Source organism: Paraburkholderia franconis (assembly GCF_009362735.1).
In the GTDB taxonomy this organism is placed as follows: domain Bacteria; phylum Pseudomonadota; class Gammaproteobacteria; order Burkholderiales; family Burkholderiaceae; genus Paraburkholderia; species Paraburkholderia franconis.
This window is the reverse complement of the sequence record NZ_WHNP01000002.1, coordinates 248,969-275,778: the sequence shown is the minus strand read 5'-3', so window position 1 is coordinate 275,778 and position 26,810 is coordinate 248,969. Positions and strand designations below refer to the sequence as shown.

At 64.0% G+C, this 26,810-nt stretch carries 25 protein-coding genes; 17 read left to right on the top strand and 8 right to left on the bottom strand.

Features of this window, described 5'->3' with window-relative positions; genetic code table 11:
- The first annotated feature begins 22 nt into the window (after positions 1–22).
- From GCT13_RS03050 to pyrF, 4 genes are all read left to right on the top strand, one after another.
- Positions 23–823: an SDR family NAD(P)-dependent oxidoreductase gene (locus GCT13_RS03050; protein WP_152755291.1), complete on the top strand. Its 801-nt coding sequence runs from the start codon at positions 23–25 to the stop codon at positions 821–823.
- Positions 820–1,782: an SMP-30/gluconolactonase/LRE family protein gene (locus GCT13_RS03045; RefSeq protein WP_152755290.1), complete on the top strand. Its 963-nt coding sequence runs from the start codon at positions 820–822 to the stop codon at positions 1,780–1,782. The genes GCT13_RS03050 and GCT13_RS03045 overlap by 4 nt, the downstream gene beginning before the upstream one ends.
- 259 nt (positions 1,783–2,041) lie before the next feature.
- The gene (locus GCT13_RS03040) at positions 2,042–3,106 is read left to right on the top strand and encodes an aldose 1-epimerase (protein WP_152755289.1); all 1,065 of its coding nucleotides are present in this window, start codon (positions 2,042–2,044) and stop codon (positions 3,104–3,106) included.
- A gap of 160 nt (positions 3,107–3,266) precedes the next feature.
- Complete coding sequence (gene pyrF / locus GCT13_RS03035) at positions 3,267–4,088, top strand: orotidine-5'-phosphate decarboxylase (RefSeq protein WP_152755288.1); 822 nt, start codon at positions 3,267–3,269, stop codon at positions 4,086–4,088.
- Positions 4,089–4,119: 31 nt separating this feature from the next.
- On the opposite strand, the gene GCT13_RS03030 is transcribed toward pyrF, so the two are convergent.
- The 4 genes from GCT13_RS03030 to thiL form a co-directional block, all read right to left on the bottom strand.
- Positions 4,120–4,635, bottom strand: a complete 516-nt coding sequence (locus tag GCT13_RS03030; protein WP_152755287.1) for a cupin domain-containing protein — start codon at positions 4,633–4,635, stop codon at positions 4,120–4,122.
- Between the two features lie 130 nt (positions 4,636–4,765).
- Positions 4,766–5,266, bottom strand: a complete 501-nt coding sequence (locus GCT13_RS03025; RefSeq protein ID WP_090868493.1) for a CinA family protein — start codon at positions 5,264–5,266, stop codon at positions 4,766–4,768.
- A gap of 63 nt (positions 5,267–5,329) precedes the next feature.
- Positions 5,330–5,926 (bottom strand): phosphatidylglycerophosphatase A family protein, encoded by a 597-nt coding sequence (locus GCT13_RS03020; RefSeq protein ID WP_193727567.1) that lies wholly within the window; start codon positions 5,924–5,926, stop codon positions 5,330–5,332.
- Positions 5,916–6,911, bottom strand: coding sequence for a thiamine-phosphate kinase (gene thiL / locus GCT13_RS03015; RefSeq protein ID WP_152755285.1), 996 nt, complete (start codon positions 6,909–6,911; stop codon positions 5,916–5,918). The genes GCT13_RS03020 and thiL overlap by 11 nt, the downstream gene beginning before the upstream one ends.
- Before the next feature lie 251 nt (positions 6,912–7,162).
- Between thiL and GCT13_RS03010 the strand changes: the two genes are divergently transcribed.
- The 3 genes from GCT13_RS03010 (at position 7,163) to GCT13_RS03000 (ending at position 10,821) form a co-directional block, all read left to right on the top strand.
- Positions 7,163–9,457 carry an NADP-dependent malic enzyme gene (locus GCT13_RS03010; RefSeq protein ID WP_152755284.1) on the top strand — a complete coding sequence of 765 codons (2,295 nt, stop codon included), beginning with the start codon at positions 7,163–7,165 and terminating at the stop codon, positions 9,455–9,457.
- Between the two features lie 382 nt (positions 9,458–9,839).
- Entirely contained in the window at positions 9,840–10,244 is a 405-nt protein-coding gene (locus GCT13_RS03005; protein ID WP_152755283.1) for a ribonuclease, read from the top strand.
- Between the two features lie 16 nt (positions 10,245–10,260).
- A complete protein-coding gene (locus GCT13_RS03000) occupies positions 10,261–10,821 on the top strand; it encodes a barstar family protein (protein WP_152755282.1) in 561 nt (186 codons plus the stop codon).
- A gap of 160 nt (positions 10,822–10,981) precedes the next feature.
- On the opposite strand, the gene GCT13_RS02995 is transcribed toward GCT13_RS03000, so the two are convergent.
- The gene (locus GCT13_RS02995; protein WP_152755281.1) at positions 10,982–11,722 is read right to left on the bottom strand and encodes a 16S rRNA (uracil(1498)-N(3))-methyltransferase; all 741 of its coding nucleotides are present in this window, start codon (positions 11,720–11,722) and stop codon (positions 10,982–10,984) included.
- A 19-nt stretch (positions 11,723–11,741) separates the two neighbouring features.
- A complete protein-coding gene (locus tag GCT13_RS02990; protein ID WP_152755368.1) occupies positions 11,742–12,155 on the bottom strand; it encodes a VOC family protein in 414 nt (137 codons plus the stop codon).
- A gap of 668 nt (positions 12,156–12,823) precedes the next feature.
- On the opposite strand from GCT13_RS02990, the gene tkt reads away from it, so the two are divergent.
- Complete coding sequence (tkt, locus tag GCT13_RS02985) at positions 12,824–14,842, top strand: transketolase (RefSeq protein WP_152755280.1); 2,019 nt, start codon at positions 12,824–12,826, stop codon at positions 14,840–14,842.
- A 105-nt stretch (positions 14,843–14,947) separates the two neighbouring features.
- Positions 14,948–15,958, top strand: a complete 1,011-nt coding sequence (gene gap, locus GCT13_RS02980) for a type I glyceraldehyde-3-phosphate dehydrogenase (protein WP_152755279.1) — start codon at positions 14,948–14,950, stop codon at positions 15,956–15,958.
- Positions 15,959–16,058: 100 nt separating this feature from the next.
- Here the strand turns inward: gap and GCT13_RS02975 are convergent, their stop codons facing one another.
- Positions 16,059–16,751 carry a FadR/GntR family transcriptional regulator gene (locus tag GCT13_RS02975; RefSeq protein ID WP_152755278.1) on the bottom strand — a complete coding sequence of 231 codons (693 nt, stop codon included), beginning with the start codon at positions 16,749–16,751 and terminating at the stop codon, positions 16,059–16,061.
- 252 nt (positions 16,752–17,003) lie between these two features.
- Between GCT13_RS02975 and GCT13_RS02970 the strand changes: the two genes are divergently transcribed.
- The 3 genes from GCT13_RS02970 (at position 17,004) to GCT13_RS02960 (ending at position 19,997) form a co-directional block, all read left to right on the top strand.
- Positions 17,004–18,332, top strand: coding sequence for a C4-dicarboxylate transporter DctA (locus GCT13_RS02970; protein WP_321574156.1), 1,329 nt, complete (start codon positions 17,004–17,006; stop codon positions 18,330–18,332).
- Between the two features lie 102 nt (positions 18,333–18,434).
- Positions 18,435–19,445, top strand: coding sequence for an allantoicase (gene alc, locus GCT13_RS02965; RefSeq protein WP_152755277.1), 1,011 nt, complete (start codon positions 18,435–18,437; stop codon positions 19,443–19,445).
- A 39-nt stretch (positions 19,446–19,484) separates the two neighbouring features.
- Positions 19,485–19,997 carry an ureidoglycolate lyase gene (locus GCT13_RS02960; protein ID WP_152755276.1) on the top strand — a complete coding sequence of 171 codons (513 nt, stop codon included), beginning with the start codon at positions 19,485–19,487 and terminating at the stop codon, positions 19,995–19,997.
- A 135-nt stretch (positions 19,998–20,132) separates the two neighbouring features.
- Here the strand turns inward: GCT13_RS02960 and fur are convergent, their stop codons facing one another.
- On the bottom strand, positions 20,133–20,561 hold the full coding sequence (gene fur / locus GCT13_RS02955; protein ID WP_152755275.1) for a ferric iron uptake transcriptional regulator: 429 nt from the start codon (positions 20,559–20,561) through the stop codon (positions 20,133–20,135).
- 151 nt (positions 20,562–20,712) lie between these two features.
- On the opposite strand from fur, the gene GCT13_RS02950 reads away from it, so the two are divergent.
- The 5 genes from GCT13_RS02950 to leuS all read left to right on the top strand — a co-directional run bounded on the left by GCT13_RS02950 (position 20,713) and on the right by leuS (position 26,796).
- Positions 20,713–21,564 carry an outer membrane protein assembly factor BamE gene (locus GCT13_RS02950; protein ID WP_193727566.1) on the top strand — a complete coding sequence of 284 codons (852 nt, stop codon included), beginning with the start codon at positions 20,713–20,715 and terminating at the stop codon, positions 21,562–21,564.
- Between the two features lie 241 nt (positions 21,565–21,805).
- Positions 21,806–22,603 (top strand): 4-hydroxy-tetrahydrodipicolinate reductase, encoded by a 798-nt coding sequence (dapB, locus tag GCT13_RS02945; RefSeq protein WP_152755273.1) that lies wholly within the window; start codon positions 21,806–21,808, stop codon positions 22,601–22,603.
- Between the two features lie 61 nt (positions 22,604–22,664).
- Positions 22,665–23,402, top strand: a complete 738-nt coding sequence (locus tag GCT13_RS02940; protein ID WP_152755272.1) for a MotA/TolQ/ExbB proton channel family protein — start codon at positions 22,665–22,667, stop codon at positions 23,400–23,402.
- A gap of 38 nt (positions 23,403–23,440) precedes the next feature.
- Positions 23,441–23,944: an ExbD/TolR family protein gene (locus GCT13_RS02935; protein ID WP_152755271.1), complete on the top strand. Its 504-nt coding sequence runs from the start codon at positions 23,441–23,443 to the stop codon at positions 23,942–23,944.
- 245 nt (positions 23,945–24,189) lie between these two features.
- Positions 24,190–26,796, top strand: a complete 2,607-nt coding sequence (gene leuS, locus GCT13_RS02930) for a leucine--tRNA ligase (protein ID WP_152755270.1) — start codon at positions 24,190–24,192, stop codon at positions 26,794–26,796.
- Positions 26,797–26,810 lie beyond the last annotated feature (14 nt).

The following is a 26,810-nucleotide window of genomic DNA, read 5'->3' as shown; positions in this document are numbered from 1 at the left end:
AACGTCAGAAGGAAACCAAACGATGTCGTCTCCGGCCAACGCGAACGCGCGCGACGAACACAGCGTCTATGCGCGCTATTCAAGCCTCGTGGACCGCACGGTGCTGATCACGGGCGGCGCGACGGGCATCGGCGCGTCGTTCGTCGAGCACTTCGTCGCGCAGGGCGCGCGCGTCGCGTTCTTCGATATCGACGAAACGGCGGGCGATGCGCTCGCCGACCGGCTCGGCGATTCGCGCCACAAGCCGCTCTTTCTGTACGTCGATCTGACGGATATCGACGCGCTGAAGAAAGCGATCGCCGACGTGCGCGCCGCGATCGGTCTCATCTCGGTGCTCGTCAACAACGCGGCGAACGATCAACGCCACAAGATCGAGGACGTCACGCCCGAGTCGTTCGACGCGGGCATCGCCGTCAACATCCGTCATCAGTTCTTCGCGGCGCAGGCCGTCGCCGGCGACATGAAGGCGGCGAAAAGCGGCTCGATCATCAACCTCGGCTCGATCAGCTGGATGCTGAAGAACGGCGGTTATCCCGTGTACACGATGGCGAAGTCGGCCGTGCAGGGGCTCACGCGCGGGCTCGCGCGCGATCTCGGTCCGTACAACGTCCGCGTCAATTCGCTGGTGCCGGGCTGGGTGATGACGGAAAAGCAGAAGCGCTTGTGGCTCGACGATGCAGGGCGGCTCGCGATCAAGCAGGGCCAGTGTATCGACGCCGAGCTGCTGCCCGAAGACCTCGCGCGGATGGCGCTTTTCCTCGCCGCCGACGACAGCCGCATGATCACCGCGCAGGATGTGATCGTCGATGGAGGCTGGGCATGAGCGACACGACGCGAAGCGCGACGAAAGGCGCAGTCAATGACGCGGCGGCGAACGTGCAGGCGGCGCTGCTCGTCGATTCGAAATGCGCGCTCGGCGAGGGCGCGACGTGGGACGCGCGGGGTGACTTCTTCTACTGGACCGATATTGAAGGCGCGCGTCTATGGCGGTACGATCCGCGCGATGGACGCAGCACGTTCTGGAGCATGCCCGAGCGGCTCTCGACATTCGCGCTGTGCGCCGATCCGCATTACATGCTGTTGGGCCTCGCGTCGCGGCTTGCTTTCTTCGACCTTGCAACGGGACAGATCGAGCACATCGTCGATGTCGAAGCGGGCATGAACACGCGCGTCAACGATGGACGCTGCGATCGCCACGGACGCTTCGTGTTCGGCACGAAGGACGAAGCGTCGCCTGTGCAGCCGATCGGCGGGTTTTACCGGCTGAATCACGATCTGTCGCTGGAGCGTTTGCCGTTGCCATCGCCGGCGATTTCGAACAGTATCGCGTTCAGCCCCGACGGCGCGACGATGTATTTCTGCGATTCGCCGACGCGCGAAATTCGCGCGTGCGATTACCACGCGGACGGCCGCGTTTCGAACGAGCGCCTGTTCGCGAAGCTGACCGACGAGACGGGCGAGCCGGATGGCTCGACGGTCGATAGCGAAGGCGGCCTGTGGAACGCGCAGTGGGGCGGACGACGCGTCGTGCGCTATGACGCGAGCGGCGTCGAGACGGAACGCATCGACGTGCCGACCGCGCAGCCCAGTTGCGTCGCGTTGGGCGGCGCGCAGCTCGGCACGCTGTATGTGACGAGCGCGCGTGTCGGGCTCGACGCACAGGCGCTCGCTGCCGATACGCTTGCCGGTGGCGTGTATGTCGCGACGCAGGGCCGGCGTGGCTTGCCGGAGCCGGCGTTCAACGGCTCGCCTGCGGCGCTCGCGGGAAGACGGGGCGCGTAGCCGGTTGAAGTGCGATGCGCGCTCTGCGTATCGGAGGTAGCCGGTAGTCGAAGGAAATACGCGAAGCAGGCACGCGAAGCACGTGATCGAAAGAAGCATTCTGGAGCAGGGCAGTCCGCGCCCCGAAAGAAGTCCACGCGAGGGGCAGCATGCAGCAAAGACCCAAGAGGCGGCCGCTACGCCGCGCCGCCCGCATAAGCCGCCATCAGCCGTCCGAAGCGCCGATGGCGATATTCGATGCCTCTCATGGGAGCCTGATATGACTGTCGCGAATTCCGCTGTTCCGTCTTCTCCCCAGTCTCGCGCGCGGCGAGCGCGGCTTGCGGCCGCCGTGCAGCAGCCGGTGCTGGCCGGGCCGAGCACGTCCGCGGTGGCGGTCGGGGCGGCGAGCGCCGGCGACGTCGCGTGCGTGACGCTCGCCAATTCCCTGTTGCGGCTCGACGTGGCGCCGACGCTCGGCGGCGGCATCACGCGCTTCGACTTCCGCAACGAAGGTACGCTCGTGCCCGTGTTCAGGCGCTGCCGCCATGTCGATGCGGACACCGACGCGAACGATCTCGCGTGTTATTCGCTGCTGCCGTATTCGAACCGGATCGGCGGCGGACGGTTCACGCTGGGCGAGCGCGTCATCGACGTGCCGTGCAACCGCGCCGGAGAACCGCTCCCCATCCACGGCGACGGCTGGCTCGCGAGGTGGGACGTCGCAGCCGCCGATCACGACAGCGTCACGCTGACGCTCGACCGGCGCGACGGCAAGCCCTACGCGTATCGCGCGAAGCAGACTTACGCGCTCGAAGCCGCGACGCTCGTCATTACGCTCGAAGTCGAAAACACGGGGCGCGAAGCGATGCCGTTTGGACTCGGCGTGCATCCGTTTCTCGTGCGCGATGGCGACACGCAACTGTCTGCGGCAGCGGCGGGCCTGTGGCTTTCCGGCGACGACTGGCTTCCCGTGCGCCACGTGCCCGTACCGCCCGCGTGGCAGTTCGGCGTCGCGTATCCGCTGCCGCGCTCGATCGTCAATCATGCGTTCACCGGCTGGAGCGGACACGCGACGGTCGTGTGGCCGAAGCGCCGCTTGTCGCTGACAATGTCGACGAGCACCGAGTACTACATCCTCTACACGCCGACGTCGAAGGACTTCTTCTGCTTCGAACCCGTCGATCACCCGATCAATGCGATGAACCTGCCGGGCGGCGCGGCCGCCAACGGCATGACGATGCTCGCGCGCGGCGAACGGCTCGCGCGCTCGTTCAGCTTTACCGTCGAGCGCACGGGCCTGCGCGCGATGGCAGGCGGACGCGGCGCGAAGCGCGGGCAATGAGCGTGGCGCTCTCGTGATTGCCATGTGATCGCTGCGTGGTCGCTGCAGGATCGCTGCATGGTCGTTATGCAATGGCTGCGCGCAGCGAGGCCGCGTCTGCATCCGGCGGCACGGGTAAAATACGCGGCTCATCAGTCATTGACGCGCCGCGAGATTTTCTATGTCCACATTCATCCAGACGCTCGACCACGCATGGCAGACCACGAACTCGCTGCTGTGCGTCGGGCTCGACCCTGAGCCGTCGAAATTTCCCGCCGCATACGCCAACCGCTCGGACGCGATCTTCGATTTCTGCAAGAAGATCGTCGACGCGACGGCACCCTATGCATCGTCGTTCAAGCCGCAGATCGCGTACTTCGCCGCGCATCGCGCCGAAGAGCAGCTGGAGCAGCTGATCGCGCACATTCATTTGAAGCATCCGGGCCTGCCTGTGATTCTCGACGCGAAGCGCGGCGACATCGGCAGCACGGCGGAGCAATATGCGCGCGAAGCGTTCGACCGCTATCGCGCCGATGCCGTGACGGTGAATCCGTACATGGGTTTCGATTCGATCGAGCCTTACCTGGAGCACGAGGGCAAGGGTGTGATCGTGCTATGCCGGACGTCGAATCCGGGCGGCTCGGACCTGCAGTTCCTGGAGACGGGCGGGCGTCCGCTGTATCAGACCGTCGCGCGTCTTGCGGCGGAAAAGTGGAACGCGAACGGGCAGCTGGGCCTCGTCGTGGGCGCGACGTTCCCGAAGGAAATCGAAGTGGTGCGCGGGATCGTCGGCGACATGCCGCTGCTGATTCCGGGCATCGGCGCGCAGGGCGGCGACGTCGAAGCAACGGTGAAGGCCGGCCGCACCGCAGCGGGCAGGGGGATGCTGATCAACTCGTCGCGCGCGATCCTTTACGCGGGCAAGGGCGATGACTGGGCGGAAGCGGCCGCGCAGGCGGCGAAGGACACGCGCGACCGTATCAACGCGTTCCGGCACGCATAACCGAAAACTGTGCTTTTGATGGAGCGGCCGGTCAACCCTGGCCGGTCGTCGGACCCAGCTTCGAGATCAAATCACGATGCTGCGGAAACTCGCGTAGCAACGCATCGACGCTGGCGATTTCGAACTCGCTGAACTCGAATCCCGGCGCGACCGTACAACCGACGAGCGCAACGCTCGTCGCATCGTCGCACTGGGCGGCGAACCAGCGGCCGGCTCGAACGATGGCTTGAAACGCGCAATCGGCGTTGGCGAGCGCATTGCCGAGCCGATGAACGGTGAGCGTGCCATCGTCGTCGAGCACGTACACATTGAGTGGATCGCCGGCGTAGAAGTGCCAGAGTTCGTCGGACTTGATCCGGTGCCACGCTGAGTGCGCGCCGTCGCAGAGAAGGTAGTAGATCGCGGTGGATGCCGAGCGGCGCTCCGCCGAATGCTCGCGACGAACGGAATCGACGGCGCGGTAGGTCTCGCGGAAGAAGCCGCCTTCGGGATGCGGCTGAAGTTCGAAGCGGCGGATCAGTTCATCGCGGTCAATATTCGAGGCCATGATTCTTCCGATGAGCGCAAAGGCGGCGTGGGCTGCGTGCGCATAGTGCGGCGGGGAAACAGCGCGATAACTAAAAAGTTGGCAGCAAGTTGCTAGCGGTTCGAGTGACATCTCTGCAAGAAACAAAGAATCACCGCTCCCGCTCGTCGAGCAAAATCAAAAGCCCGCGCAGCGCATGTGTCGCGGCCTGTACTCTGACCCGCTCCCGATCCCCTTTGAAAACCAGCGTCTCGACGACGGTATGCAGCCGGTTGCTCCAGCCGAAACAGACCATGCCGACAGGCTTGGACTCGGTTCCGCCGCCGGGCCCGGCCACGCCCGTAATCGACAGCGCGACCTGTGCGCGGGAATTCCTCAACGCGCCTTCGACCATCGCGCGCGCAACGGGCTCGGACACCGCGCCATGCTTGTCGATCAGATCGGACGGCACGCCGATCATCTCGATCTTCGCCTGGTTGGAGTACGTCACGAAGCCGCGCTCGAACCATCCGCTGCTGCCCGAAATGTCGGTGATGGCCGTCGCGACCATCCCGCCCGTGCAGGATTCAGCCGTGGCAAGCATCAGCCGCTCGTCCCGCAGACGATTGCCGACGCGAATCGCGAGTTGATGAACGACGGAATCGGTAGCCATGCTGGACTCCGGGTAAGAGGGATACCAAGGACGCCTGGAGGCGTCAGGAGCACAAGGGGAAAATCAGACCGACATCCGCCAGAGCGCAATCACCAGCAACGTGAAAAACGCCGCGACGAGGTCGTCGAACATGATGCCAAAGCCGCCTTTCAGCCTGCGATCGAAATACCGGATAGGCGGCGGCTTCACCATGTCGAAGAAGCGGAAGATGATGAACGCCCACAGCTGGCCGGTGAAAGTGGCGGGCGTGACCATCAGCAGCACGAGCCAGAACGCGACGATCTCATCCCACACAACGGGTGACGGATCGTCGATGCCGAGCCTGTTGGCCGTGAAGCCACAGATCCCGATGCCGGCGACGAAGCCGCCAACGATCAGAATGGCCCATTCGATGACCGTGAACTGCGCGCTGAACGCCGCGAACGACGCCCATGCGAACAGCGTCCCGAAAGTGCCCGGCGCGATCGGCGACAGGCCACTGCCGAAACCCAGTGACAAGATATGCAGCGGATGTGACAGCATGAAGCGCGCATTCGCACGCCGCGGCCTGGGCGCGCGCGGCTCGCCCTGACCGGAGCCATTCGGTGATCCGCCGGGTCGTCCGTTCGTTGGCGCGTCGGAAAAATGGCCCGCGGAGCCAAGCGAGGTTTCATTCTGCATGGAAATGGTCGAAGCCTTGCAACGTCAAAGTGAGGGGGGCGCCCGACGCGTCGAGCCAGGAGATCGCGGGCACCGCGCCGGCTGAGTCGAGTGGAGTTATTGTACCGACGCGCGTCACGGCCACGCCCGCCTGTTGACCTGCCGCAACGACTTCGTCACGCGCGGACACCGGCGCAGTGAAGCACAGTTCGTAGTCGTCGCCGCCCGCGATCGTGCAGCGGCGCTGGATGTCGGCGGAAAGCCGGCGCAGCGCATCCGAGCGCGGCAGCGCGTCGGCGTTGACGGTCGCGTTTACGCGCGAGCGCTCCAGAATGTGCATCAGGTCGCCCGCAAGACCGTCCGAAATGTCGAGCGCCGCGCGCGCTACGCCGCGAAGCGCGAGACCGAGCGCGATGCGCGGCTCGGGCAGCTCCATCGCTCGGCGGAATGTTGCCGCGTCGCTCGCATCGGCGGACCACTCGCCGCGCTGCACGCCAAGACTCGCGCGCGCGTCGCCCAATGTGCCCGACACCCAGATATCGTCGCCGGGCTGCGCGGCATCGCGACGCAGCACGCTCTGCGGCGGCGCCGAGCCGAACACGGTGATACACAGATTCAGCGGCCCGCCCGTCGTATCGCCGCCGATCAGTTCGCAACCGTAACGTTCGGCCAGATCGAAGAGCCCGTCGCTGAATGCGGACAGCCAGTCGGCGTCGGCTATCGGCAACGAGAACGCCAGCGTGAACGCCTGAGGTTTCGCGCCCATCGCGGCGAGGTCCGACAGATTTACCGCGAGCGCCTTGTGACCGAGCGCCCTCGGATCGACATCGGGAAAGAAATGGCGACCTTCGACCAGCATATCCGTCGAAATGGCCAGCATCTCGCCCGCAGGCGGCGCCAGCAGCGCGCAATCGTCGCCGATTCCAAGCGCTGCGCGTTGCGGGTAAGTCGAATCTGACACGCGGCGCGCAAAGAAGCGGTCGATGAGCGAAAACTCTGAAAGCATAAATGGGCGTGGCAGTGCGAAAGGGCGGCCGAAGCGAGTGAGTCGACAGGCTCAAGAAACGCGAACAGGAAGCGAACACGACGCTAAACGCGCGCATTGTAGTCGCCGCGAGAGCCGGGACGAAACCGCGCGCTTTCCTTTCACGCTGTTTCGGTCGCGGCACTTGCACCCGGATTGCAGGCTTCGGTTTGTGGGATTGGCGCTACAATGCCGTCGAACATCTATTCTAATCCGCACTTTCACGTCCGCTTATGTCGACTCCCGTCAATACCAAACTCCGTGAAGCCGCTCTCGATTATCACGAATTCCCGACCCCCGGGAAGATCGCGATCGCCCCGACGAAGCAGATGATCAACCAGCGCGATCTGGCGCTGGCGTACTCGCCGGGCGTTGCGTTCGCGTGCGAAGCGATCGTCGAGAATCCGCTCAATGCCGCGCGCTTCACGGCACGCAGCAATCTGGTCGGGGTCGTGTCGAACGGCTCCGCAGTGCTCGGCCTCGGCAATATCGGGCCGCTCGCGTCGAAGCCCGTGATGGAAGGCAAGGCGGTCCTCTTCAAGAAGTTCGCCGGGATCGACGTGTTCGACATCGAATTGAACGAGTCGGACCCGCACAAGCTGGTCGAGGTGATCGCCGCCCTGGAGCCGACTTTCGGCGGCATCAACCTGGAAGACATCAAGGCGCCCGACTGCTTCATCGTCGAGCGCGAGTGCCGCAAGCGCATGAAGATTCCCGTTTTCCACGACGACCAGCACGGCACGGCGATCGTCGTCGCGGCGGCGTTCACGAACGGCCTGAAGGTGATCGGCAAGGATATCCGTGAAGTGAAGCTGGTCGCGTCCGGCGCGGGCGCGGCGGCGCTCGCGTGTCTGAACCTGCTCGTCGATCTCGGCCTCCCGCTCGAAAACATCTTCGTGACCGACCTGGCCGGCGTCGTCTACAAGGGCCGCGTGGAACTGATGGACCCGGACAAGGAGCGCTTTGCGCGTGAAACCGACGCGCGCACGCTGTCCGAGGTGATCGCCGGCGCGGACGTGTTCCTCGGCCTGTCGGCGGGCGGCGTGCTGAAGCAGGAAATGGTCAAGCAGATGGCGGACAAGCCGCTCATCCTCGCGCTCGCCAATCCGACGCCGGAAATCCTGCCGGAACTCGCGCTGGAAGTGCGCCCCGATGCCGTGATCGCGACGGGTCGCACCGACTATCCGAACCAGGTCAACAACGTCCTGTGCTTCCCGTTCATTTTCCGCGGTGCGCTCGACGTGGGCGCGACGGTCATTACGAAGGAAATGGAAATCGCCGCGGTCAACGCGATCGCGGAACTGGCGCGCCAGGAGCAGTCTGACATCGTCGCGACGGCGTACGGCATTCAGGACCTGTCGTTCGGTCCGGAATATCTGATTCCGAAGCCTTTCGATCCGCGCCTGATCGTCAAGATCGCGCCCGCCGTCGCGCAGGCCGCGATGGATTCGGGCGTCGCCACCCGTCCGATCGAGGACATGGAGGCGTACACGCAGCATCTGCAGCAGTTCGTCTACCACAGCGGCACGACGATGAAGCCGATCTTTCAGCTCGCGCGCGGCGTCGAGCCGGAGAAGAAGCGCATCGTGTTCGCGGAGGGCGAAGAAGAGCGCGTGCTGCGCGCAGTGCAGATCGTCGTCGACGAGAAGCTCGCGAAGCCGATCCTGATCGGCCGTCCCGCCGTCATCGAGCAGCGTATCGCGAAGTACGGCCTGCGCCTCGTCAACGGCCAGGACTACACCGTGGTCAACACCGATCACGACGAGCGCTATCGCGACTTCTGGCAGACGTATCACAAGATGATGTGCCGCAAGGGCTTTACCCAGCAGATGGCGAAGCTCGAAATGCGCCGCCGCACGACGCTGATCGGCTCGATGCTGGTGAAGAAGGGCCACGCCGACGGCATGATCTGCGGCACGGTCAGCACGACGCACCGCCATCTGCACTTCATCGACCAGGTGATCGGCAAGAAGGATGGCGCGAAGGTCTACGCGGCGATGAACGCGCTGGTGCTGCCGGGCCGGCAGATTTTCCTCGTGGATACGCACGTGAACGTCGATCCGACGGCGCAAGAGCTGGCCGAAATCACGATCATGGCGGCGGAAGAGGTGCGCCGCTTCGGCATCGAGCCGAAGATCGCGCTGGTCTCGCATTCCAATTTCGGTTCGAGCAATGCGCCTTCTGCGCAGAAAATGCGCGATTTGCTGGCTATCTTGCAGGAACGCGCGCCGCATCTGCAGGTGGACGGCGAAATGCACGGCGACCTTGCGCTCGACGCGAACCTGCGCCGCGAAGTGCTGGCGGAGTCGACGCTGGAAGGCGACGCGAACCTGCTCGTGATGCCGAACATCGACGCCGCGAACATCTCGTACAACCTGCTGAAGACGGCGGCCGGCAATAACATCGCAATCGGGCCGATGCTGCTGGGCGCGGCGCAGCCGGTGCACGTGCTGACGCCTTCGGCGACGGTGCGCCGGATCGTCAACATGACGGCGCTGCTGGTCGCCGACGTGAACGCGTCGCGTTAAATCTGCCGTTTGTCTCGCGCGGGCTGGCGTTTATTAGCCTGCGCAGGCAAAAAAAGAGGCGTGCCCGCAATGGGCACGCCTTCGAGCAGTGGCTGGGGATTAGCCATCCCGCAAAAGGTCGACGCATGACATGAATCCGTTGTGCAGACTGTCGGGACGACGAGGCATGAGAGTCGTCCAACATCGAACCTCAAAGATAAGCTTATCTCGTCCGAGATAAAGTGTGCGTCAAGATTTGTAAAATCTGGCGTCGGCGGTCGGCCCGATCCGCCCGGACGGCCTTTCGTCCGACCAATGAGCATTGATTCCAAAAGACATTAGCGATACCCTTACGACTTTCATGGTCGTCAAACTCGTTATTCAACGGCGGGAATCCTGATTCATGGCACGCAAGTGGCTCCGCGACGGCGTGCTGATCGCCGCTTTGACGGTCGGCGGTCTTGTCGGCAGCAGCTACCAGACGGGCGCCTTCGCCCGCGAAGCGCAACAGGCGCAGGCAGGCGGCACCATCGCGTTGGCGCAACTGCCGCCGGAAGCTGTCAGGACATTGAACTCGATTGCAGCTGGCGGGCCTTACCCGTATGAAAAGGACGGCGTCGTATTCGGCAATCGTGAGCGGTTGTTGCCGCCGCACCGGCGCGGGTATTACCACGAATACACCGTCCCCACGCCACACGCCCGCGATCGCGGCGCACGCCGCATCGTCTGTGGAGGGCCGCTCAGGCGGACCGACAATTGTTATTACTCAGACGACCACTACGCCAGTTTTAATCGCATTATTGATTGACATCGGGATAATCGGCATGAGCGACAGCGTCTACGCGCACGACTCGAAAGTCGCGACGGATTTTTTCGCGGCCGGCGAAGGCAATATGTTCCAGCGCGTCATGCAGATGCGCGATGCCGGCCAGGCCCGTGACGTCCAGAACGAAGCGAGCACGGGACCTTCATCGGAAGAGGGACGCATGAGTCTTTTCCAGACCGTACGACCGAACATCGTACAGTCGATCCGCGCATTCCGCGTGCAGGATCTCGCTGACGAAGCGAATCGGCTCGGTCAGCATTTTCTCTACGCTTTTGCCGGCAATGCGCAGTCCAAACAGGAAGTGATGGAGACGATTGCCACGTCGTTCCTGTTTCCCAAGCACTTCGGCAAGAACTATGACGCGCTGTACGACTCGCTGACCGACCTCGTCCACAAGGCCGGTGCCCAGCCGGGCTTCGTCATCGTGCTTGAGGCGTTGCCGATCGCGACCAAATTCGACAAGGATGCGCGTGAGACGCTGCTCGACGTGTTCCGCGAAGCAGCGGAATTCTGGGCCGAGCGCAAAGTCGCGTTCCGTGTGTTCTACTCGTTTGCTTGAAATGTCCGAGGTCAGGGCGCGTCGCCAAGGAATCGTTCGACGCAGATCGATCGGCTCTCAAGACAGGACCAACAAAAAGGCCCGCCTTCCGGCGGGCCTTTTTGTTTTCAACGAGCGTTTCCTATTTCCTCTTGCCTGAAACGCCATTCGCTGTAGGCGCCTACCAGCCGCCCCAGCGCGCCGCGAGCGCCGACAGCACTGCGATCCCGGCTGTTTCGGTGCGCAGCACGCGCGGTCCGAGGCCAACGGCCATAAATCCGTGGCTTGCGGCGGCGGCCTCTTCGGCGGCTGAGAAGCCGCCCTCAGGGCCGACCAGCACCAGCGCGCGGACTTTCGGCGGCTCGGTCGGCAGCGCCGAGAACGGCACGCTTGCCCGTGGCGACAGCAAGAGCCGCAATTCGCCTTCGACGGGCTCCTTCGGCATCGAGCCGAGCCACGTCGCGAGCTCGCGCGTCGGCATCACTTCCGGCAGGCGGTTGCGCCCGCACTGCTCGCACGACGCCTGGACGATCCGCTGCCAGTGAATCTGGCGGCGCTGCGCGCGCTCGCCAGCAAGACGGACGACGCTGCGCGTCGTCGTGAGCGGCACGAATTCGGACGCGCCCAGTTCCGTCGCCTTTTCGATCAGCCAGTCCATCTTGTCGCTGCCGGCGATGCCTTGCGCAAGAGTGAGCTGATATGGCGGCTCTGCCTCGATGTCGCGATGTGCGCCGATCCGGGCAATGGTCCCGTGCCGATCCATATCGACGATTTCGGCGCTGTACTCGCCGCCATTTCCGTTAAACAGGCTGACAGTGTCACCCGGCTGCAAACGCAGGACGCGGACGTGCCGGTTGACTTCATCCGGCAGGGAAACGATGTCGTCGGTCTTGAACGGGGTGCCGACGAAAAAGCGAGGCATAAGGAAAGTTCTCATTCACTCAAGACAGATGGCAGGCCAACGCCCAGCGGTAGCCGTCGAGATCTTCGATCTGGGCAAAACGATCGCCCCAGAACTGATCTTGCGGTTCGCTCAGCGACCTGGCGCCGGCCGCGATGGCCCGCGCATAAACCGCGTCGACATCGTCGACATAGAGATAAAACGATTGGGGCGCCATTGCGCCCGAGCTTTTCGGTGTTTTGGCCGTCGAGCCGAATGCGCCTTCCGGCGCGAACATGACAATCAACTGGTCCTGATACGTCATCTCGACATGCATCACGGTGCCCTCGTCGTGCACGCTGTCGCGGACGCGGAAACCAAACGCCGCCTCGAAGAACGCGATCGCGGTGCGCGCGTCGCGGACCGTCAGATACGGTGTCAGCCACGGCACTCCGGCTGGGCGTGGGGCAGTCATCGAACTCTCCTGAACCAATGGGTCGCTTACGCCATCGCCGCCGCGACCAGCCGTTTGCCTTTCGGCAGGTGGCCGGTGCCAAAGAGGCGATGCATTTTGCAGCAGTCTCAAAGCCACGGCTTTAAGAATCGGCTTAGTTTACTGCCTGATGCGCGATGAACGGCGAATAATGGATCGCGCGGCGATATTTCCGAGCGTCGCGTGCCGACAGACTGGCGCGGCACGATGGGTCGAAGACCCGACTGTTCGCCTTCAATTTGCGGCTTCGTCGATGATCGCGCGCGGATTCGGTTAATCGCGCGCGGCATCAGCACAGAAAGATTCAGCCGACGTCCCAAAAGTTCTTGATGTTTTGCGCGTCATCAAACGCGGCAACGTGGGGTCAGTGGAAACTACCGGCCTTGCAGACGACCCCGCCCGACTGGCAGCGGACGGCGCGAAAACCACGGCAAATGACGCGAACATGCGCGTCGGATCGCCCCGAAACGCCCGCCGATGGCGGAAGTCGCGTCCGGCTATCTGTTAGAATGTGTCGCTTTGCAGCCCTGTCCGTTTGCTCAGCCCGCCTCGCGTCTTCCGGCGCCGCATCGTGCGCCAAAGCGACCAGCCGCCGCGCTTCCGGACCACCAACGGCGCCCCCGCTTTTTGGACCAATCCCCGGACCTGACATGACGACCTCGTCTCCCGCCCCCACTTCACTGATGGCTAACGCGATTCGCGCGCTTGCCATGGATGCCGTTCAACAAGCGAATTCCGGACACCCCGGCATGCCGATGGGCATGGCCGAAATCGGCGTTGCGCTGTGGTCGCGCCATTTGCGCCACAACCCGAAGAACCCGCATTGGGCGGATCGCGACCGTTTCGTGCTGTCCAATGGCCATGGCTCGATGCTGCTGTACTCGCTGCTGCATTTGACGGGCTACGACCTGCCGATGGAAGAGCTGAAGAACTTCCGTCAGCTGCACTCGAAGACGCCGGGCCACCCGGAATACGGCATCACGCCGGGCGTCGAGACGACGACGGGTCCGCTGGGTCAAGGCCTTGCGAACGCAGTCGGCATGGCGCTCGCCGAGTCGCTGCTCGCGAACGAATTCAACAAGCCTGACGCGAAGATCGTCGATCACCACACGTACGTGTTCCTCGGCGACGGCTGCCTGATGGAAGGCATTTCGCACGAAGCCTGCTCGCTCGCCGGCGTGCTGAAGCTGAACAAGCTGATCGCGTTCTACGACGACAACGGCATCTCGATCGACGGCGACGTCGTTCACTGGTTCCACGACGACACGCCGAAGCGCTTCGAAGCGTATGGCTGGAACGTGATTCCGGGCGTGATCGGCCACGACGTCGAAGCTGTCGATGCCGCCATCAAAAAGGCCAGGCAGTCCGACAAGCCGACGCTGATCTGCTGCAAGACCGTGATCGGCGAAGGCTCGCCGAACAAGGCAGGCACGCACGACGTGCACGGCGCGGCCCTGGGCGACAAGGAAGTCGCGGCCACGCGCGAGAAGTTGGGCTGGAACTACCCGCCGTTCGTGATTCCGCAGGAAGTCTACGCAGCGTGGGACGCGAAGGAGCAGGGCGCAAAGATCGAAGGCGACTGGAACAGCGCGTTCGCCGCGTATCGCGCGAAGTATCCGCAGGAAGCCGCGGAATTCGAGCGCCGCATGGCGAACAAGCTCCCGGCCGACTGGGCGGAAAAGGCGCATGCGATCATCGCCGGCGCGAACGAGCGCGCCGAAACCGTCGCGACCCGCAAGGCGTCGCAGCAGGCCATCGAAGGCCTCGCGGCCGTGTTGCCCGAACTGTGCGGCGGCTCCGCTGACCTGACGGGCTCGAACCTCACGAACTGGAAGGCGGCGAAGTACGTGCGCGTCGGCGAAACGGGCGCTGCGGGCAGCTACGTGAACTACGGCGTGCGCGAATTCGGCATGAGCGCGATCATCAACGGCCTTGCGCTGCACGGTGGCCATAAGGCATTCGGCGGCACGTTCCTGACGTTCTCCGACTACAGCCGCAACGCGCTGCGCGTCGCCGCGCTGATGAAGTCGCCGTCCATCTTCGTGTTCACGCACGACTCGATCGGCCTCGGCGAAGACGGTCCGACGCACCAGTCGATCGAACATGTCGCGAGCCTGCGTCTGATTCCGCACATGCAGGTATGGCGTCCGGCGGATACCGTCGAGACGGCCGTCGCGTGGACGCAAGCGGTCGAGCACCAGGGCCCGTCCTGCCTGATCTTCAGCCGCCAGAATCTCGCGTTCAATCCGCGCACGGATGCGCAGATCGCCAACATCGCGAAGGGCGGCTACGTGCTGCAAGACTGGAACGACGAGATCGTCGCGCGCAAGATCATCCTGATCGCGACGGGCTCCGAAGTCGAACTGGCGATGAAGTCGGTCGAGGCGCTCGCGCGTGAAGGCATCGCGGCACGCGTCGTGTCGATGCCCTCCACCACGACCTTCGACAAGCAGGACGCCGCGTACCGCGAGCGCGTGCTGCCGCACGGCGTGCGCCGCGTCGCGATCGAAGCGGGCGTGACGGATTTCTGGCGCAAGTACGTGGGTCTGGAAGGCGGCGTCGTCGGTATCGACGTGTTCGGCGAGTCGGCCCCGGCAGGCGTGCTGTTCAAGCATTTCGGCTTTACCGTCGAGCATGTGGTCGCGACGGCCAAGGCGGCGCTCGGCTGACGCGAATTGCCCGCCGCGCGCTGCCGCCATCAAGTGCGCGCAGCGGGCTTCGCGTGTTAGCCGCGGCATCAAGGAAGAATTTTTTCAGCCATCAGGAGATAGAACATGACGATTCGTGTCGCAATCAACGGCTATGGCCGGATCGGCCGCAATACGCTGCGCGCCTTTTATGAGAACGGCAAGAAGCACGACCTCGAGATCGTCGCGATCAACGACCTTGGCGACGCCAAGACCAACGCGCATCTGACGCAGTACGACACGGCGCACGGCAAGTTCCCGGGCGAAGTGACCGTCGACGGCGAGAACCTCATCGTCAACGGCGACAAGATCCGCGTGCTGGCCAACCGCAACCCGGCTGAACTGCCGTGGGGCGAACTGGGCGTCGATGTCGTGATGGAATGCACGGGTTTCTTCACGACGAAGGAAAAGGCGAGCGCCCACCTGAAGGGCGGCGCGAAGAAGGTGATCATCTCGGCGCCGGGCGGCAAGGACGTCGACGCGACGATCGTCTACGGCGTGAACCACAACACGCTGAAGGCCGAACACACGGTCATCTCGAACGCATCGTGCACGACGAACTGCCTCGCGCCGCTGGTTAAACCGCTGAATGACAAGATCGGTCTGGAAACGGGTCTGATGACCACGATCCACGCGTATACGAACGACCAGGTTCTGACCGACGTGTACCACGAAGACCTGCGCCGCGCGCGCTCGGCCACGCACAGCCAGATCCCGACGAAGACGGGCGCTGCATCGGCTGTCGGCCTCGTGCTGCCGGAACTGAACGGGAAGCTGGACGGCTACGCGATCCGCGTCCCGACCATCAACGTGTCGATCGTCGACCTGTCGTTCATCGCCAAGCGCGACACGACCGTCGATGAAGTCAACGCGATCATGAAGGAAGCGTCGGAAGGCGCGCTGAAGGGCATCCTCGGCTACAACTCGGCGCCGCTGGTCTCGATCGACTTCAACCACAATCCGGCTTCGTCGACGTTCGACGCGACGCTGACCAAGGTGTCGGGCCGTCTGGTGAAGGTGTCGAGCTGGTACGACAACGAGTGGGGCTTCTCGAACCGCATGCTGGACACGGCGGTTGCTCTCGCGAACGCGAAGTAAGCACTCCTCGCTGTGTTGATGACGCAAAAAAGCCGCTCTTCGGAGCGGCTTTTTTTATGCTCGCAGCTTTGCGAGCGGCCTGTTCAGGCGCGCTCTCAGCTCACGCATGCGGCGTCGGAAAATACACGCCCGCGCGCTGCGCCGCGTTCGCGATGTGCTTCTCGATCGCCTTGCCGGCCGCGTGCGGATCACGCGCCTTCAGCGCATCGAGAATCGCGCGATGCTCGTGATACGTCGACAGCACCAGCTCGCGCCGATAGAACGGCATGCGCTGGCTCTCTTTCATGATGTCGGCGCTGCTGCGCAGAATCGATTCGATGGCCGCGTTGCCCGCGATATTCACGATGCGCATGTGAAAGTCGAAGTCGAGCTGCGCGGCCTCGTCCAGTTCGCCGTCGGTGAGCGCGGCATGCAGCGCGGCGATGTTGTCCTCGAACCATTCGACGTCGTCGTCGCCGATCGCGAGCGCCGCCATGCGCGCAACGAAGCCTTCCAGCGCGAAACGCATCTGATACGTGTCCGGCAGCGACGACTGGTCCGCGAAACGCCACGGATGCGCGGACGATGCCTTCGTCGACTGCACATACACGCCTTTGCCGGGACGGATCGTCAGCATGCCGAGCGCTTCGAGCGTCGACAGCGCCTCGCGCAACGAAGCCCGGCTGATGTCCAGTTCCTCCGACAATTGCCGCTGCGCCGGCAACAGGCTCCCAACGGGATAAGCGCCGCCTTCGATCCTCTCGCGGATCGTCGCGATAGCAGCGTCGGTGACGGTGTGCGGGACGTTCTTCATGATGGCGTCGGCGGTTTGGTGCGGTCTGACCAGCATTGTAGAACGACTACGAGAAATCGTCGCAACCCGCTCCGCTGACGCAAGTTTCGGGCGAGAAGTCCGGTCAGACCAGATCGGGTAAACACCGGTCTCGGAATCCTTGACCCAACTATATCGGCTTCCTACTATTCGCCATAACAGTACTGGTCGGACCAGTATGAACAGGTGGCGGCAGATCGTACTGTAGACCCAACTCGTGATCGGGAGAAAGCCGTGTTGAAGTTCTTCAATTCGCTGTTTGGCCGGGTGGTGATCGCTCTTGTGGCGGGCATCGTGATCGGCGCGCTGTTTCCGCATTTCGCGCAGTCGCTGCGCCCATTGGGCGACGGCTTTCTCAAGCTGATCAAGATGGTGATCGGACCCATCGTGTTCTGCGTCGTCGTCAGCGGGATGGCGCACGCCGGCGATCTGAAGAAGGTCGGGCGCGTCGGCCTGAAGGCCGTCGTCTACTTCGAAATCATGACGACGATCGCGCTCGTGATCGGCGCGGTGCTTGCGTACGTGACGCGGCCGGGCGTTGGCATGAACGTCGATCTGCACTCGCTCGATGCCGCGTCGCTCGCCACCTACACCGAGCACGCCAAGAGCCTGAAAGACACGGCGGCGTTTCTGCTGAAGATCATCCCCGACACCGCGATCGACGCGTTCGCGAAGGGCGACATCCTGCAAATTCTTGTGTTCTCCGTGCTGGTGGGCTCCGCGCTGTCGCTGCTCGGACCTCGCGTGCAGCGCGTCAACGGCCTGATCGACGAACTCGCGCAGGTGTTCTTCCGCGTGATGAGCTTCATCATCAAGCTGGCGCCGCTCGGCGTGCTGGGCGCGATCGCGTTCACGACGGGCACGTATGGCGTCGCGTCGCTGAAGCAGCTCGGCATGCTCGTCGTCGTGTTCTACGCGAGCTGCATCGTGTTCGTCACGGTCGTGCTCGGCGTCGTGATGCGCCTCGCCGGCTTCAGCGTTTTCAAGCTGATCCGCTACCTGCGTGAAGAGCTGTCGATCGTGCTCGGCACCGCTTCGTCGGACGCCGTGCTGCCGCAGATCATGCGCAAGCTCGAATGGATGGGCGTGAAGGACTCGACCGTCGGCCTCGTGATTCCGACCGGCTACTCGTTCAACCTCGACGGCTTCTCGATCTATCTGACGCTAGCCGTCATCTTCATCGCGCAGGCGACGAACACGCCGCTGTCGATGCACGATCTGATCGTCGTCGTGCTGGTATCGCTGATTACGTCGAAGGGCGCGCATGGCATCCCCGGCTCCGCGATCGTGATTCTCGCGGCGACGCTCTCCGCGATTCCCGCGATCCCCGTGCTCGGCCTCGTGCTGATCCTGCCTGTCGACTGGTTTGTCGGCATCGCCCGCGCGCTGACGAATCTGATCGGCAACTGCGTCGCGACGGTGATCGTCGGCGTATGGGAAAACGACATCGACAAGGCGCGCGCGCGCCGCGTGCTGAATTTCGACAGCGACTATCGCTTCGTACCGACCGTCACCGACCTCGGCGAAGAAGCGGGCCACGCGAATCCCGCGCACGCCGTATGACAACGCTTTCCGCCATCTGACCGACCATCAATGGCAGCGGCGGCGGGCTCCGAACGTCCGCCGCCAACTCACTCACTCGACTGAAGACTGAACGAACCGATCATGGCCAATCCGATTCTCGATCCTAACGCACCCACCTTCACGCGCCGCTACATGAATCTTGCCGACCCGCGTCTGGGCGCCAAGGCGCTCTTCGCCAGCGACGAATTCTTCGCGCCGAAAGAGCGCATGCTCGACCCGCAGCCGGCGGTGTTCATCCCCGGCAAGTACGACGACCACGGCAAATGGATGGACGGCTGGGAGACGCGCCGCAAGCGCACGACGGGCCACGACTACTGCGTCGTGCGGCTGGCGCGGCCGGGAATCGTGCACGGCGTCGATCTCGACACGAGCCACTTCACGGGCAATTTCCCGCCGGCCGCGTCGATCGAAGCCTGCTACTCCGACGGCGACGTGCCCGCCGATCACGCCGACTGGCAAACCATCGTCCCCGCGGCGACGCTGCAGGGCAATCAGCATCACTACATCGAAGTCAGCGATGCACGCGCGTTCACGCATCTACGCGTGAATCTGTATCCGGACGGCGGACTCGCGCGGCTGCGCGTCTATGGGCAGCCGAAGCGCGACTGGGAGCGGATCGAACGCGGCACGCTAATCGATCTGGCCGCGATCGAAAACGGTGCGTACCTGGTAGCCGCGAACAACCAGCACTTCGGGCCGGCATCGCAGATGCTGATGCCGGGACGCGGCGTGAACATGGGCGACGGCTGGGAAACGCGGCGCCGCCGCGAACCGGGCAACGACTGGGCGATCGTCGCGCTTGCGCGTCCCGGCGTGATCCGCAAGGTCGAAGTGGATACGGCGCACTTCAAGGGCAATTTCCCGGACCGCTGTTCGCTGCAGGCGGCGTCCGTTGCGGGCGGCACCGACGATTCGCTTGTCACGCAGGCGATGTTCTGGCCGGTCCTCCTGCCGGAACAGAAGCTGCAAATGGACAGCGTCCACACGTTCAGCGCCGAACTGGCCGCGCTCGGCCCTGTCACGCACGTGCGCTTCAACATCTATCCGGACGGCGGCGTGTCGCGTCTGCGTCTGTGGGGCGAGATCGAATAAGGCACACTGAACAGGTCAGCAGGACTCACGGAGAAGGCCATGAACACATTGCGCATCGAGCGCCTGACGCGCGAAGCGTTTGCCCCCTTCGGCGACGTGGTCGAGCTGGAAGGCGCGCGGCATTATCCGATCAACGAAGGCACGACCGAGCGCTATCACGATCTCGCGAAAGTGGACGTGAGCACGCAGGGCGGCCGTCCGCTGATCAACGTGTTTCGCGCGCAGCCGCGCTCATGGCCGATCGATATCGTGATGATGGAGCGGCATCCTCTGGGCAGCCAGGCGTTCGTGCCGTTGTCGGATACGCCGTATCTGATCGTCGTCGCGCCAGCCGGCGAACTCGACCCGACGAAGCTCAGAGCGTTCTCGACGCGCGGCTGGCAGGGCGTCAACTACGCGAAGGGCGTCTGGCATCATCCGCTGCTGGCGCTGGAGCGCGTGAGCGATTTCCTGGTTGTCGATCGCGGCGGTGAAGGGCCCAACTGTGACGAAGTGCCGTTGCCGCAAGTGTGGCGTCTCGAACGGGAGTCGCTCGAGACCGTTGCCGTTTAAGGCGTTCGCTTGCCTCGCTCGCTTCCCATGAGCATCGGAAAGCAAAAGGCCCGGCCGATTTTCATCGGCCGGGCCTTTCCGCGTGTTGCCGGTCAGGTCGACACGGCCGCGCCCCGGATCGCGGCCCGACGCCCATCAGTGCTTGCGATGCGGGCACTTGTCCTTCGTGCACGCGCCATACAGCGCGAGCGCGTGTTCCCGCAGCTTGAAGCCGCGTTCCTTCGCGATCGCCTGCTGGCGGTTCTCGATTTCAGGGTCGAAAAACTCTTCGACCAGGCCGCAGTCGATGCACACCAGATGGTCGTGATGCGTCCCTTCGTTCAGCTCAAAAACGGCTTTACCCGACTCGAAATTGCTGCGCGACAGCAGTCCCGCCTGCTCGAACTGCGTGAGCACGCGATACACCGTGGCGAGCCCGATATCCAGCTCTTCATGCAGCAGGTTGCGGTAGACATCTTCGGCGGTCAGATGGCGCACCGGGCTGTGCTGAAAGATCTCCAGAATCTTGAGGCGCGGTAGGGTCGCCTTGAGTCCGATATTTTTCAGATCGGTTGGATTGGTCATGGCAAGGGATCCCTAGAGTACAATGCAAGGTTCTAATAGTAATGTGAATTGCTGTTGAGGTCATCTTCGACGGAAACTCGCGCGGCTCGGGAAGCCCCGCACGGTGAGGGAAATGATTCCAAAAGCTCTATTGATCAACCGGGGGAGCCGCATGCGGGGCACCTTGATCGTCGCTGCGGCTGCGGCGCTTCTTGCTGGATGTTCCACGTACGACAGCCTGACGCAACGCGTTGCCCAAAGCATCACGCCGTACCGCATTACCGTGGTTCAGGGCAACTTCGTGTCGAAGGAAATGGCCTCGCAGATGCAGGTCGGCATGTCGCGTGCACAGGTGAAACAGGTGCTCGGCACGCCGCTTCTGACCGACATGTTCCACGCCGACCGCTGGGACTACGTCTTCTACTTCAAGCGCGGTTCGACCTCGATCGTCCAGCAGCGTGATTTCATCGTGAACTTCTCGGGCGATCGCGTCGCGAGCTGGTCGGGCGGCGAAGATCTGCCGTCGAACCTCGAACTGCTCGCCGATATCGACGGCGACCGCACGGGCAAGAAAGTGGCAGTAGCGCCTGCCGCCGCGAGCGCTGCGGGTGCGGCGAGCGCGCCCGTTGCGGCAGCATCGGCGCCCGTGTCGACGCCCGATACGGCGCGCTCGTCCATGTCCGACGCCGCGCAGGCCGGCAATCTGCCCGCCGTCGATCCGAACGCGCAGGCCGCGCAGGCTGCGAACCGCCTGACCAATGCCGTGCAGGCACCGGCGCCCGGCACGACGCCGTCGGTGCGCGCGGGTACGCCGCAGTCGAATGGCGGCGTACCGCAGAACTCGACGGAGCCGGGCCAGCCGCAGTTCCGCTTCACGCGTCCGCCGCCTCCGCAGATCCAGGGTGTGCCGAAGGACAACCCCGTCGGTCCGACCGGCCCGCAAAGCAACAATGGACAGGCCAAAGACGCGCCCGTCGCGTCATCGCCGGGTTCGTCCCAGACCAACACGGGAACGGGCGGCTGATTCCGTTGTCCGTAACATGACGGGCGGTACCTTCGCCCGTCATGCGTCTCGCCGCGATGCACGGCAGCTTTGGTTCATTGCATGGCGTCGCCGCGCGATATTCCGGCGCATGCACGAGTGTCCGTTGCTCGCTTCGTTTCCTTGATCGCTGGCCGGCGCGCTGCCTCTCGGATCAACTGACAGCGCAACTGCCGGCGCAACCCGATGGCGCCGTTCGACGGCGCCGTTTGCTGGATTACCCATGAAAATTGCCATCGCTGGCGCATCGGGCCGCATGGGCCGGATGCTCATCGAAACCGTCCTCAACGATCCCGACGCGACGCTCTCCGGCGCGCTCGATCGGAAAGGCGTGCCGCAACTCGGTCAGGACGCCGGAGCGTTTCTGGGCAAGCAGACGGGCGTGCCGATCTCGGACGATATCGACGCCGTGCTCGCGCAATCCGACTATCTGATCGATTTCACGCGCCCCGAAGGCACGATCGCGCACATCGACGCAGCGCTGCGCACGAACACGAAGCTCGTGATCGGCACGACGGGATTCGACGACGCGCAAAAGGCGCACATTCGCGCGGCGGCGGAAAAAATCGCCATCGTGTTCGCGTCGAACTTCAGCGTCGGCGTGAATGTAACGATGAAGCTGCTCGAATTCGTCGCGCCACATTTCTCGCAGGGCTACGACATCGAAATCATCGAGGCGCATCACCGTCATAAAGTGGACGCGCCGTCGGGCACCGCGTTGACGATGGGTGAAGTGGTGGCGAAAGCGCTAGGCCGCAAGCTCGAAGACTGCGCGGTGTACGCGCGCGAAGGCGTGACGGGCGAACGCGATCCGTCGACGATCGGCTTTTCGGCGATTCGCGGCGGCGATATCGTCGGCGATCACACGGTGCTGTTCGCGGGAATCGGCGAGCGCATCGAGATTACGCACAAATCGGCAAGCCGTCTGTCGTATGCACAAGGCGCGCTGCGTGCGGTACGTTTCCTGCAAGGCCATCGGAACGGCCTGTTCGACATGCAGGACGTGCTCGGCCTTCGCTAGGCGCCCGTAGCCTGTTCTCACGCGCCGGGGCACTCGTGGCCGAGGCGTACGGCGAGGTCCGATGGCAAACTCCGGCATCATCCACTACCTGCAATCCAGCGACGCCATCACGCATGGCGTCGCGTACGTGCTGCTGGCGATGTCGATTGCGAGCTGGTGTTTCCTGATCGTCAAAAGCTGGATGCTCGGACGCGCGAAGCGCCAAGGGCCGCGCGCCATTGCGCTTTTCTGGCAGGCGCCGACGCTCGCCGATGGCGTCGCCGCGCTGCGGCTCGCCGATCGCGAGCATATCTTTTCTCCGTTGGCGGAAGCGGCGTTGCAGGCGTCGGAAGTCGAGATGCCGGGCGCGCTGCTCGCGCGCGTCGAGCGCAGCGAACGCGTGCTGCGGGCGCTGCGCCAGGCGCTGCATCGCTCGCAACGGCGGCTGGAGTTCGGGCAGGTGCTGCTGGCGTCGGTGGGCAGCACCGCGCCGTTCGTCGGGCTGCTCGGTACCGTGTGGGGCATCTATCACGCGCTCGGCAGCATCGCGTCGAGCGGGCAGGCGATGATCGAAAACGTCGCGGGGCCCGTCGGCGAAGCGCTCATCATGACAGCGTTCGGCCTGGTCGTCGCGATTCCCGCCGTGCTCGCCTATAACGTGCTCGGACGGATGGTGCGGCAGTTGTCGGAGGAACTCGACGGCTTCGCGCACGATCTGCATGCGTATGTCTGCGCGCCCGCCGGCGAGACGCACGACGGCGCGCGCGCCGAGATCCGTGACGGCCAGGGCAGGCGCTCGCCCGCGCGGACGCAGGCTTAGGCTCAGCCGAGGCTGAAACGGAAAGAGCGAGGCACGACATGGCATTCGGCGGACTCGACAGACACAAGACGGCCGCGCCGATGGCGGACATCAACATGACGCCGCTGATCGACGTGATGCTCGTGCTGCTCGTCATTTTCATCATCACGGCGCCGCTGTTCACGCACGCGATCCGGCTCGATCTGCCGCGCGTAGCGTCCGCCGAGGCGCGCGAGACGCCACAAACCATCACGCTGTCGATCGACGCAGCAGGCAAGATCTACTGGAACGACAAGCTCGTCACGGTCGAGCAGATGCGCGCGCAGTTCAACGACGCCGGCAAGCAAAAGGAGCAGCCCGAGATCCATCTGCGCGCCGAGCGCTCGACGCGCTACGAGGTGATCGCGCAAGTGATGGGCGCGGCGCAGCAGGCGGGGCTGGAGCGGATCGGCTTCGTGACCGAGCCGCCGTCGGCCAATGCCAAAGCCGGCGCCGCGACGACAGGCGGCGCGAACGCGGGCCAGCCAGCGCCCTCGACAGCGGGAGCATCCGCCGCGCAGTAAGCGCCAGGGCGTCGCTTGCCGGGTCGAAAGCTCGCTTTCAGCGCGAATCGGGATCGAATCGGGAGCAATCGGCGCGCAAAACGCGCTGCATACGCCGCATCGCGTGCGGCGTCGTCCCGCCCGGACGGTATAATCAGCCCTTTCCCCTTGACGCACGGGGAATCGACGAGACATTTCTTCACGCAGAGCACCGGCCGGTGCCGAAGCACTGAAAAGCGGCACCGAACCAGCGATCCCACCACACCATGCACGAAAAATACGTTCCCTCCGACGTCGAATCCGCCGCGCAAGGACAATGGCGCGCCAGCGACGCGTACAAAACGACGGAAAAGGCCGACAAGCCGAAGTTCTATTGCGTTTCGATGCTGCCGTATCCGTCGGGCAAGCTGCATATGGGGCACGTACGCAACTACACGATCAACGACGTGATGTACCGCTATCTGCGGATGAACGGCTACAACACGCTGATGCCGATGGGCTGGGACGCGTTCGGCATGCCCGCCGAGAACGCCGCGATGGCCAACGGCGTGCCGCCCGCGAAGTGGACGTACGACAATATCGCGTATATGAAGAAGCAGATGCAGTCGATGGGTCTCGCGATCGACTGGTCGCGCGAGGTCGCCACGTGCAGCCCGGACTACTACAAGTGGAACCAGTGGATCTTCCTGAAGATGCTGGAGAAGGGCATCGCGTACAAGAAGACGGGCACCGTGAACTGGGACCCCGTCGATCAGACCGTGCTCGCGAACGAACAGGTGATCGACGGCCGCGGCTGGCGATCGGGCGCGCTCGTGGAAAAGCGCGAAATCCCGATGTACTACATGCGCATCACGCAGTACGCGGATGAACTGCTGAACGATCTCGACGGCCTCGGCTGGCCCGAGCGCGTGAAGATCATGCAGCAGAACTGGATCGGCAAGAGCTATGGCGTGAACTTCGGCTTCCCGTACGAAATCGACGGCGAGCAGAAGCTCTTGCGCGTGTTCACGACGCGCGCCGACACGATCATGGGCGTGACGTTCTGCGCGGTCGCCGCCGAGCATCCGCTCGCCACGCGTCTCGCGCAAGACAAGCCCGAGCTGCTGCCGTTCATCGACGAGTGCAAGCACGGCGGCGTCGCCGAAGCCGACATGGCGACGATGGAAAAGAAGGGCATGCCGACGGGCTTTTACGTCACGCATCCGCTGACGCAGGAAAAGGTCGAGGTGTGGATCGGCAACTACGTGCTGATGAGCTACGGCGAAGGCGCGGTGATGGGCGTGCCGGCGCACGACGAGCGCGACTTCGCGTTCGTGAAGAAGTACGGCATTCCCGTCAAGCAGGTAGTCGCCGTCGAAGGCCAGCCGTTCTCGACGGACGCATGGCAGGAGTCGTACAGCGACAAGGAAAATGGCGTGCTGGTCAACAGCGGCAAGTACGACGGCCTGAACTATCAGGAAGCCGTCGATGCGATCGCCGCCGATCTCAAGGCGCTCGGCCTCGGCGACAAGCAGGTCACGTGGCGTCTGCGCGACTGGGGCATTTCGCGCCAGCGCTACTGGGGCACGCCGATCCCGATCATCCACTGCCCGTCGTGCGGCGACGTGCCCGTGCCCGAGAAGGATCTGCCCGTCGTGCTGCCGGAAGACCTCGTGCCGGACGGCACGGGCAATCCGCTCGCGAAGTCGGAAGCGTTCCTAAACTGCACGTGTCCGAAGTGCGGCGCGGCCGCGAAGCGCGAAACCGACACGATGGACACGTTCGTCGATTCGTCCTGGTACTTCTATCGCTACGCCGCACCCGACGCGAAGACGATGGTCGACGAGCGCACCGATCACTGGATGCCGATGGACCAGTACATCGGCGGCATCGAGCACGCGATTCTTCACCTGTTGTACTCGCGTTTCTGGGCAAAGGTCTGCCGCGATCTGGGCATCGTGAAGTTCGGCGAGCCGGCGAAGAACCTGCTCACGCAGGGCATGGTGCTCAACGAAACGTACTACCGCGAAAACGAAGCGGGCAAGAAGACCTGGTACAACCCGGCCGACGTCACCGTCACGCACGACGACAAGGGCCGCCCGATCGGCGCGACGCTGAACGCCGACGGCCAGCCCGTCGAGCTCGGCGGCGTCGAGAAGATGTCGAAGTCGAAGAACAACGGCGTCGATCCGCAAGTGCTGATCGACCAGTACGGTGCCGACACCGCGCGTCTCTTCACGATGTTCGCCGCGCCGCCCGAGCAGCAGCTCGAGTGGTCGGGCGCGGGCGTCGAAGGCGCGAGCCGCTTCCTGCGCCGCGTTTGGGCGTTCGGCCAGGCGAACGAAGTGGCGCTGCGCGAGCGCGCATCGTTCGATGCCGCGAAGCTCGCCGATACGGAGAAGACGCTGCGCCGCGAAATCTACGGCGTGCTGAAGCAGGCCGATTTCGACTATCAGCGTCTGCAGTACAACACGGTCGTGTCGGCGGCGATGAAGATGCTCAACGCGCTCGAAAGTGCGCGCAGTGGCCAACCTGGCGCGAGCCCCGCCGTGCTGCGCGAAACCTACGGCGTGCTGCTGCGCGTGCTGTACCCGGTCGTGCCGCACGTCACGTTCCAGCTCTGGCAGGAACTCGGCTACGCGGACGAATTCGGCACGCTGCTCGATGCGCCGTGGCCGAAGGTCGACGAAAAGGCGCTGGAGCAAAGCGAGATCGAGCTCGTGCTGCAGGTGAACGGCAAGGTGCGTGGCGCCGTGACGATCGCCAAGGACGCGTCGCGCGAAGCGATCGAAGCCGCTGCCCTCGCGCACGAGATGTTCGCGAAGTTCAGCGAAGGCAAGCCGGCGAAGAAGGTCATCGTCGTGCCCGGCCGCCTCGTGAACGTCGTCGTCTGACGGCCGCGCCGAAT

Coding starts and splice junctions, on each gene's coding strand:
- GCT13_RS02975 (WP_152755278.1), bottom strand. CDS start 16,751: ATGAAGAACGTCCCGCACACCGTCACCGACGCTGCTATCGCGACGATC.
- GCT13_RS02940 (WP_152755272.1), top strand. CDS start 22,665: ATGGCAAACTCCGGCATCATCCACTACCTGCAATCCAGCGACGCCATC.
- GCT13_RS02960 (WP_152755276.1), top strand. CDS start 19,485: ATGAACACATTGCGCATCGAGCGCCTGACGCGCGAAGCGTTTGCCCCC.
- GCT13_RS02990 (WP_152755368.1), bottom strand. CDS start 12,155: ATGACTGCCCCACGCCCAGCCGGAGTGCCGTGGCTGACACCGTATCTG.
- fur (WP_152755275.1), bottom strand. CDS start 20,561: ATGACCAATCCAACCGATCTGAAAAATATCGGACTCAAGGCGACCCTA.
- GCT13_RS03005 (WP_152755283.1), top strand. CDS start 9,840: ATGGCACGCAAGTGGCTCCGCGACGGCGTGCTGATCGCCGCTTTGACG.
- tkt (WP_152755280.1), top strand. CDS start 12,824: ATGACGACCTCGTCTCCCGCCCCCACTTCACTGATGGCTAACGCGATT.
- GCT13_RS03010 (WP_152755284.1), top strand. CDS start 7,163: ATGTCGACTCCCGTCAATACCAAACTCCGTGAAGCCGCTCTCGATTAT.
- leuS (WP_152755270.1), top strand. CDS start 24,190: ATGCACGAAAAATACGTTCCCTCCGACGTCGAATCCGCCGCGCAAGGA.
- GCT13_RS02995 (WP_152755281.1), bottom strand. CDS start 11,722: ATGCCTCGCTTTTTCGTCGGCACCCCGTTCAAGACCGACGACATCGTT.
- alc (WP_152755277.1), top strand. CDS start 18,435: ATGGCCAATCCGATTCTCGATCCTAACGCACCCACCTTCACGCGCCGC.
- GCT13_RS03025 (WP_090868493.1), bottom strand. CDS start 5,266: ATGGCTACCGATTCCGTCGTTCATCAACTCGCGATTCGCGTCGGCAAT.
- GCT13_RS02950 (WP_193727566.1), top strand. CDS start 20,713: ATGCGGGGCACCTTGATCGTCGCTGCGGCTGCGGCGCTTCTTGCTGGA.
- thiL (WP_152755285.1), bottom strand. CDS start 6,911: ATGCTTTCAGAGTTTTCGCTCATCGACCGCTTCTTTGCGCGCCGCGTG.
- pyrF (WP_152755288.1), top strand. CDS start 3,267: ATGTCCACATTCATCCAGACGCTCGACCACGCATGGCAGACCACGAAC.
- GCT13_RS03040 (WP_152755289.1), top strand. CDS start 2,042: ATGACTGTCGCGAATTCCGCTGTTCCGTCTTCTCCCCAGTCTCGCGCG.
- GCT13_RS03050 (WP_152755291.1), top strand. CDS start 23: ATGTCGTCTCCGGCCAACGCGAACGCGCGCGACGAACACAGCGTCTAT.
- GCT13_RS03020 (WP_193727567.1), bottom strand. CDS start 5,926: ATGCAGAATGAAACCTCGCTTGGCTCCGCGGGCCATTTTTCCGACGCG.
- dapB (WP_152755273.1), top strand. CDS start 21,806: ATGAAAATTGCCATCGCTGGCGCATCGGGCCGCATGGGCCGGATGCTC.
- GCT13_RS03030 (WP_152755287.1), bottom strand. CDS start 4,635: ATGGCCTCGAATATTGACCGCGATGAACTGATCCGCCGCTTCGAACTT.
- gap (WP_152755279.1), top strand. CDS start 14,948: ATGACGATTCGTGTCGCAATCAACGGCTATGGCCGGATCGGCCGCAAT.
- GCT13_RS03000 (WP_152755282.1), top strand. CDS start 10,261: ATGAGCGACAGCGTCTACGCGCACGACTCGAAAGTCGCGACGGATTTT.
- GCT13_RS03045 (WP_152755290.1), top strand. CDS start 820: ATGAGCGACACGACGCGAAGCGCGACGAAAGGCGCAGTCAATGACGCG.
- GCT13_RS02935 (WP_152755271.1), top strand. CDS start 23,441: ATGGCATTCGGCGGACTCGACAGACACAAGACGGCCGCGCCGATGGCG.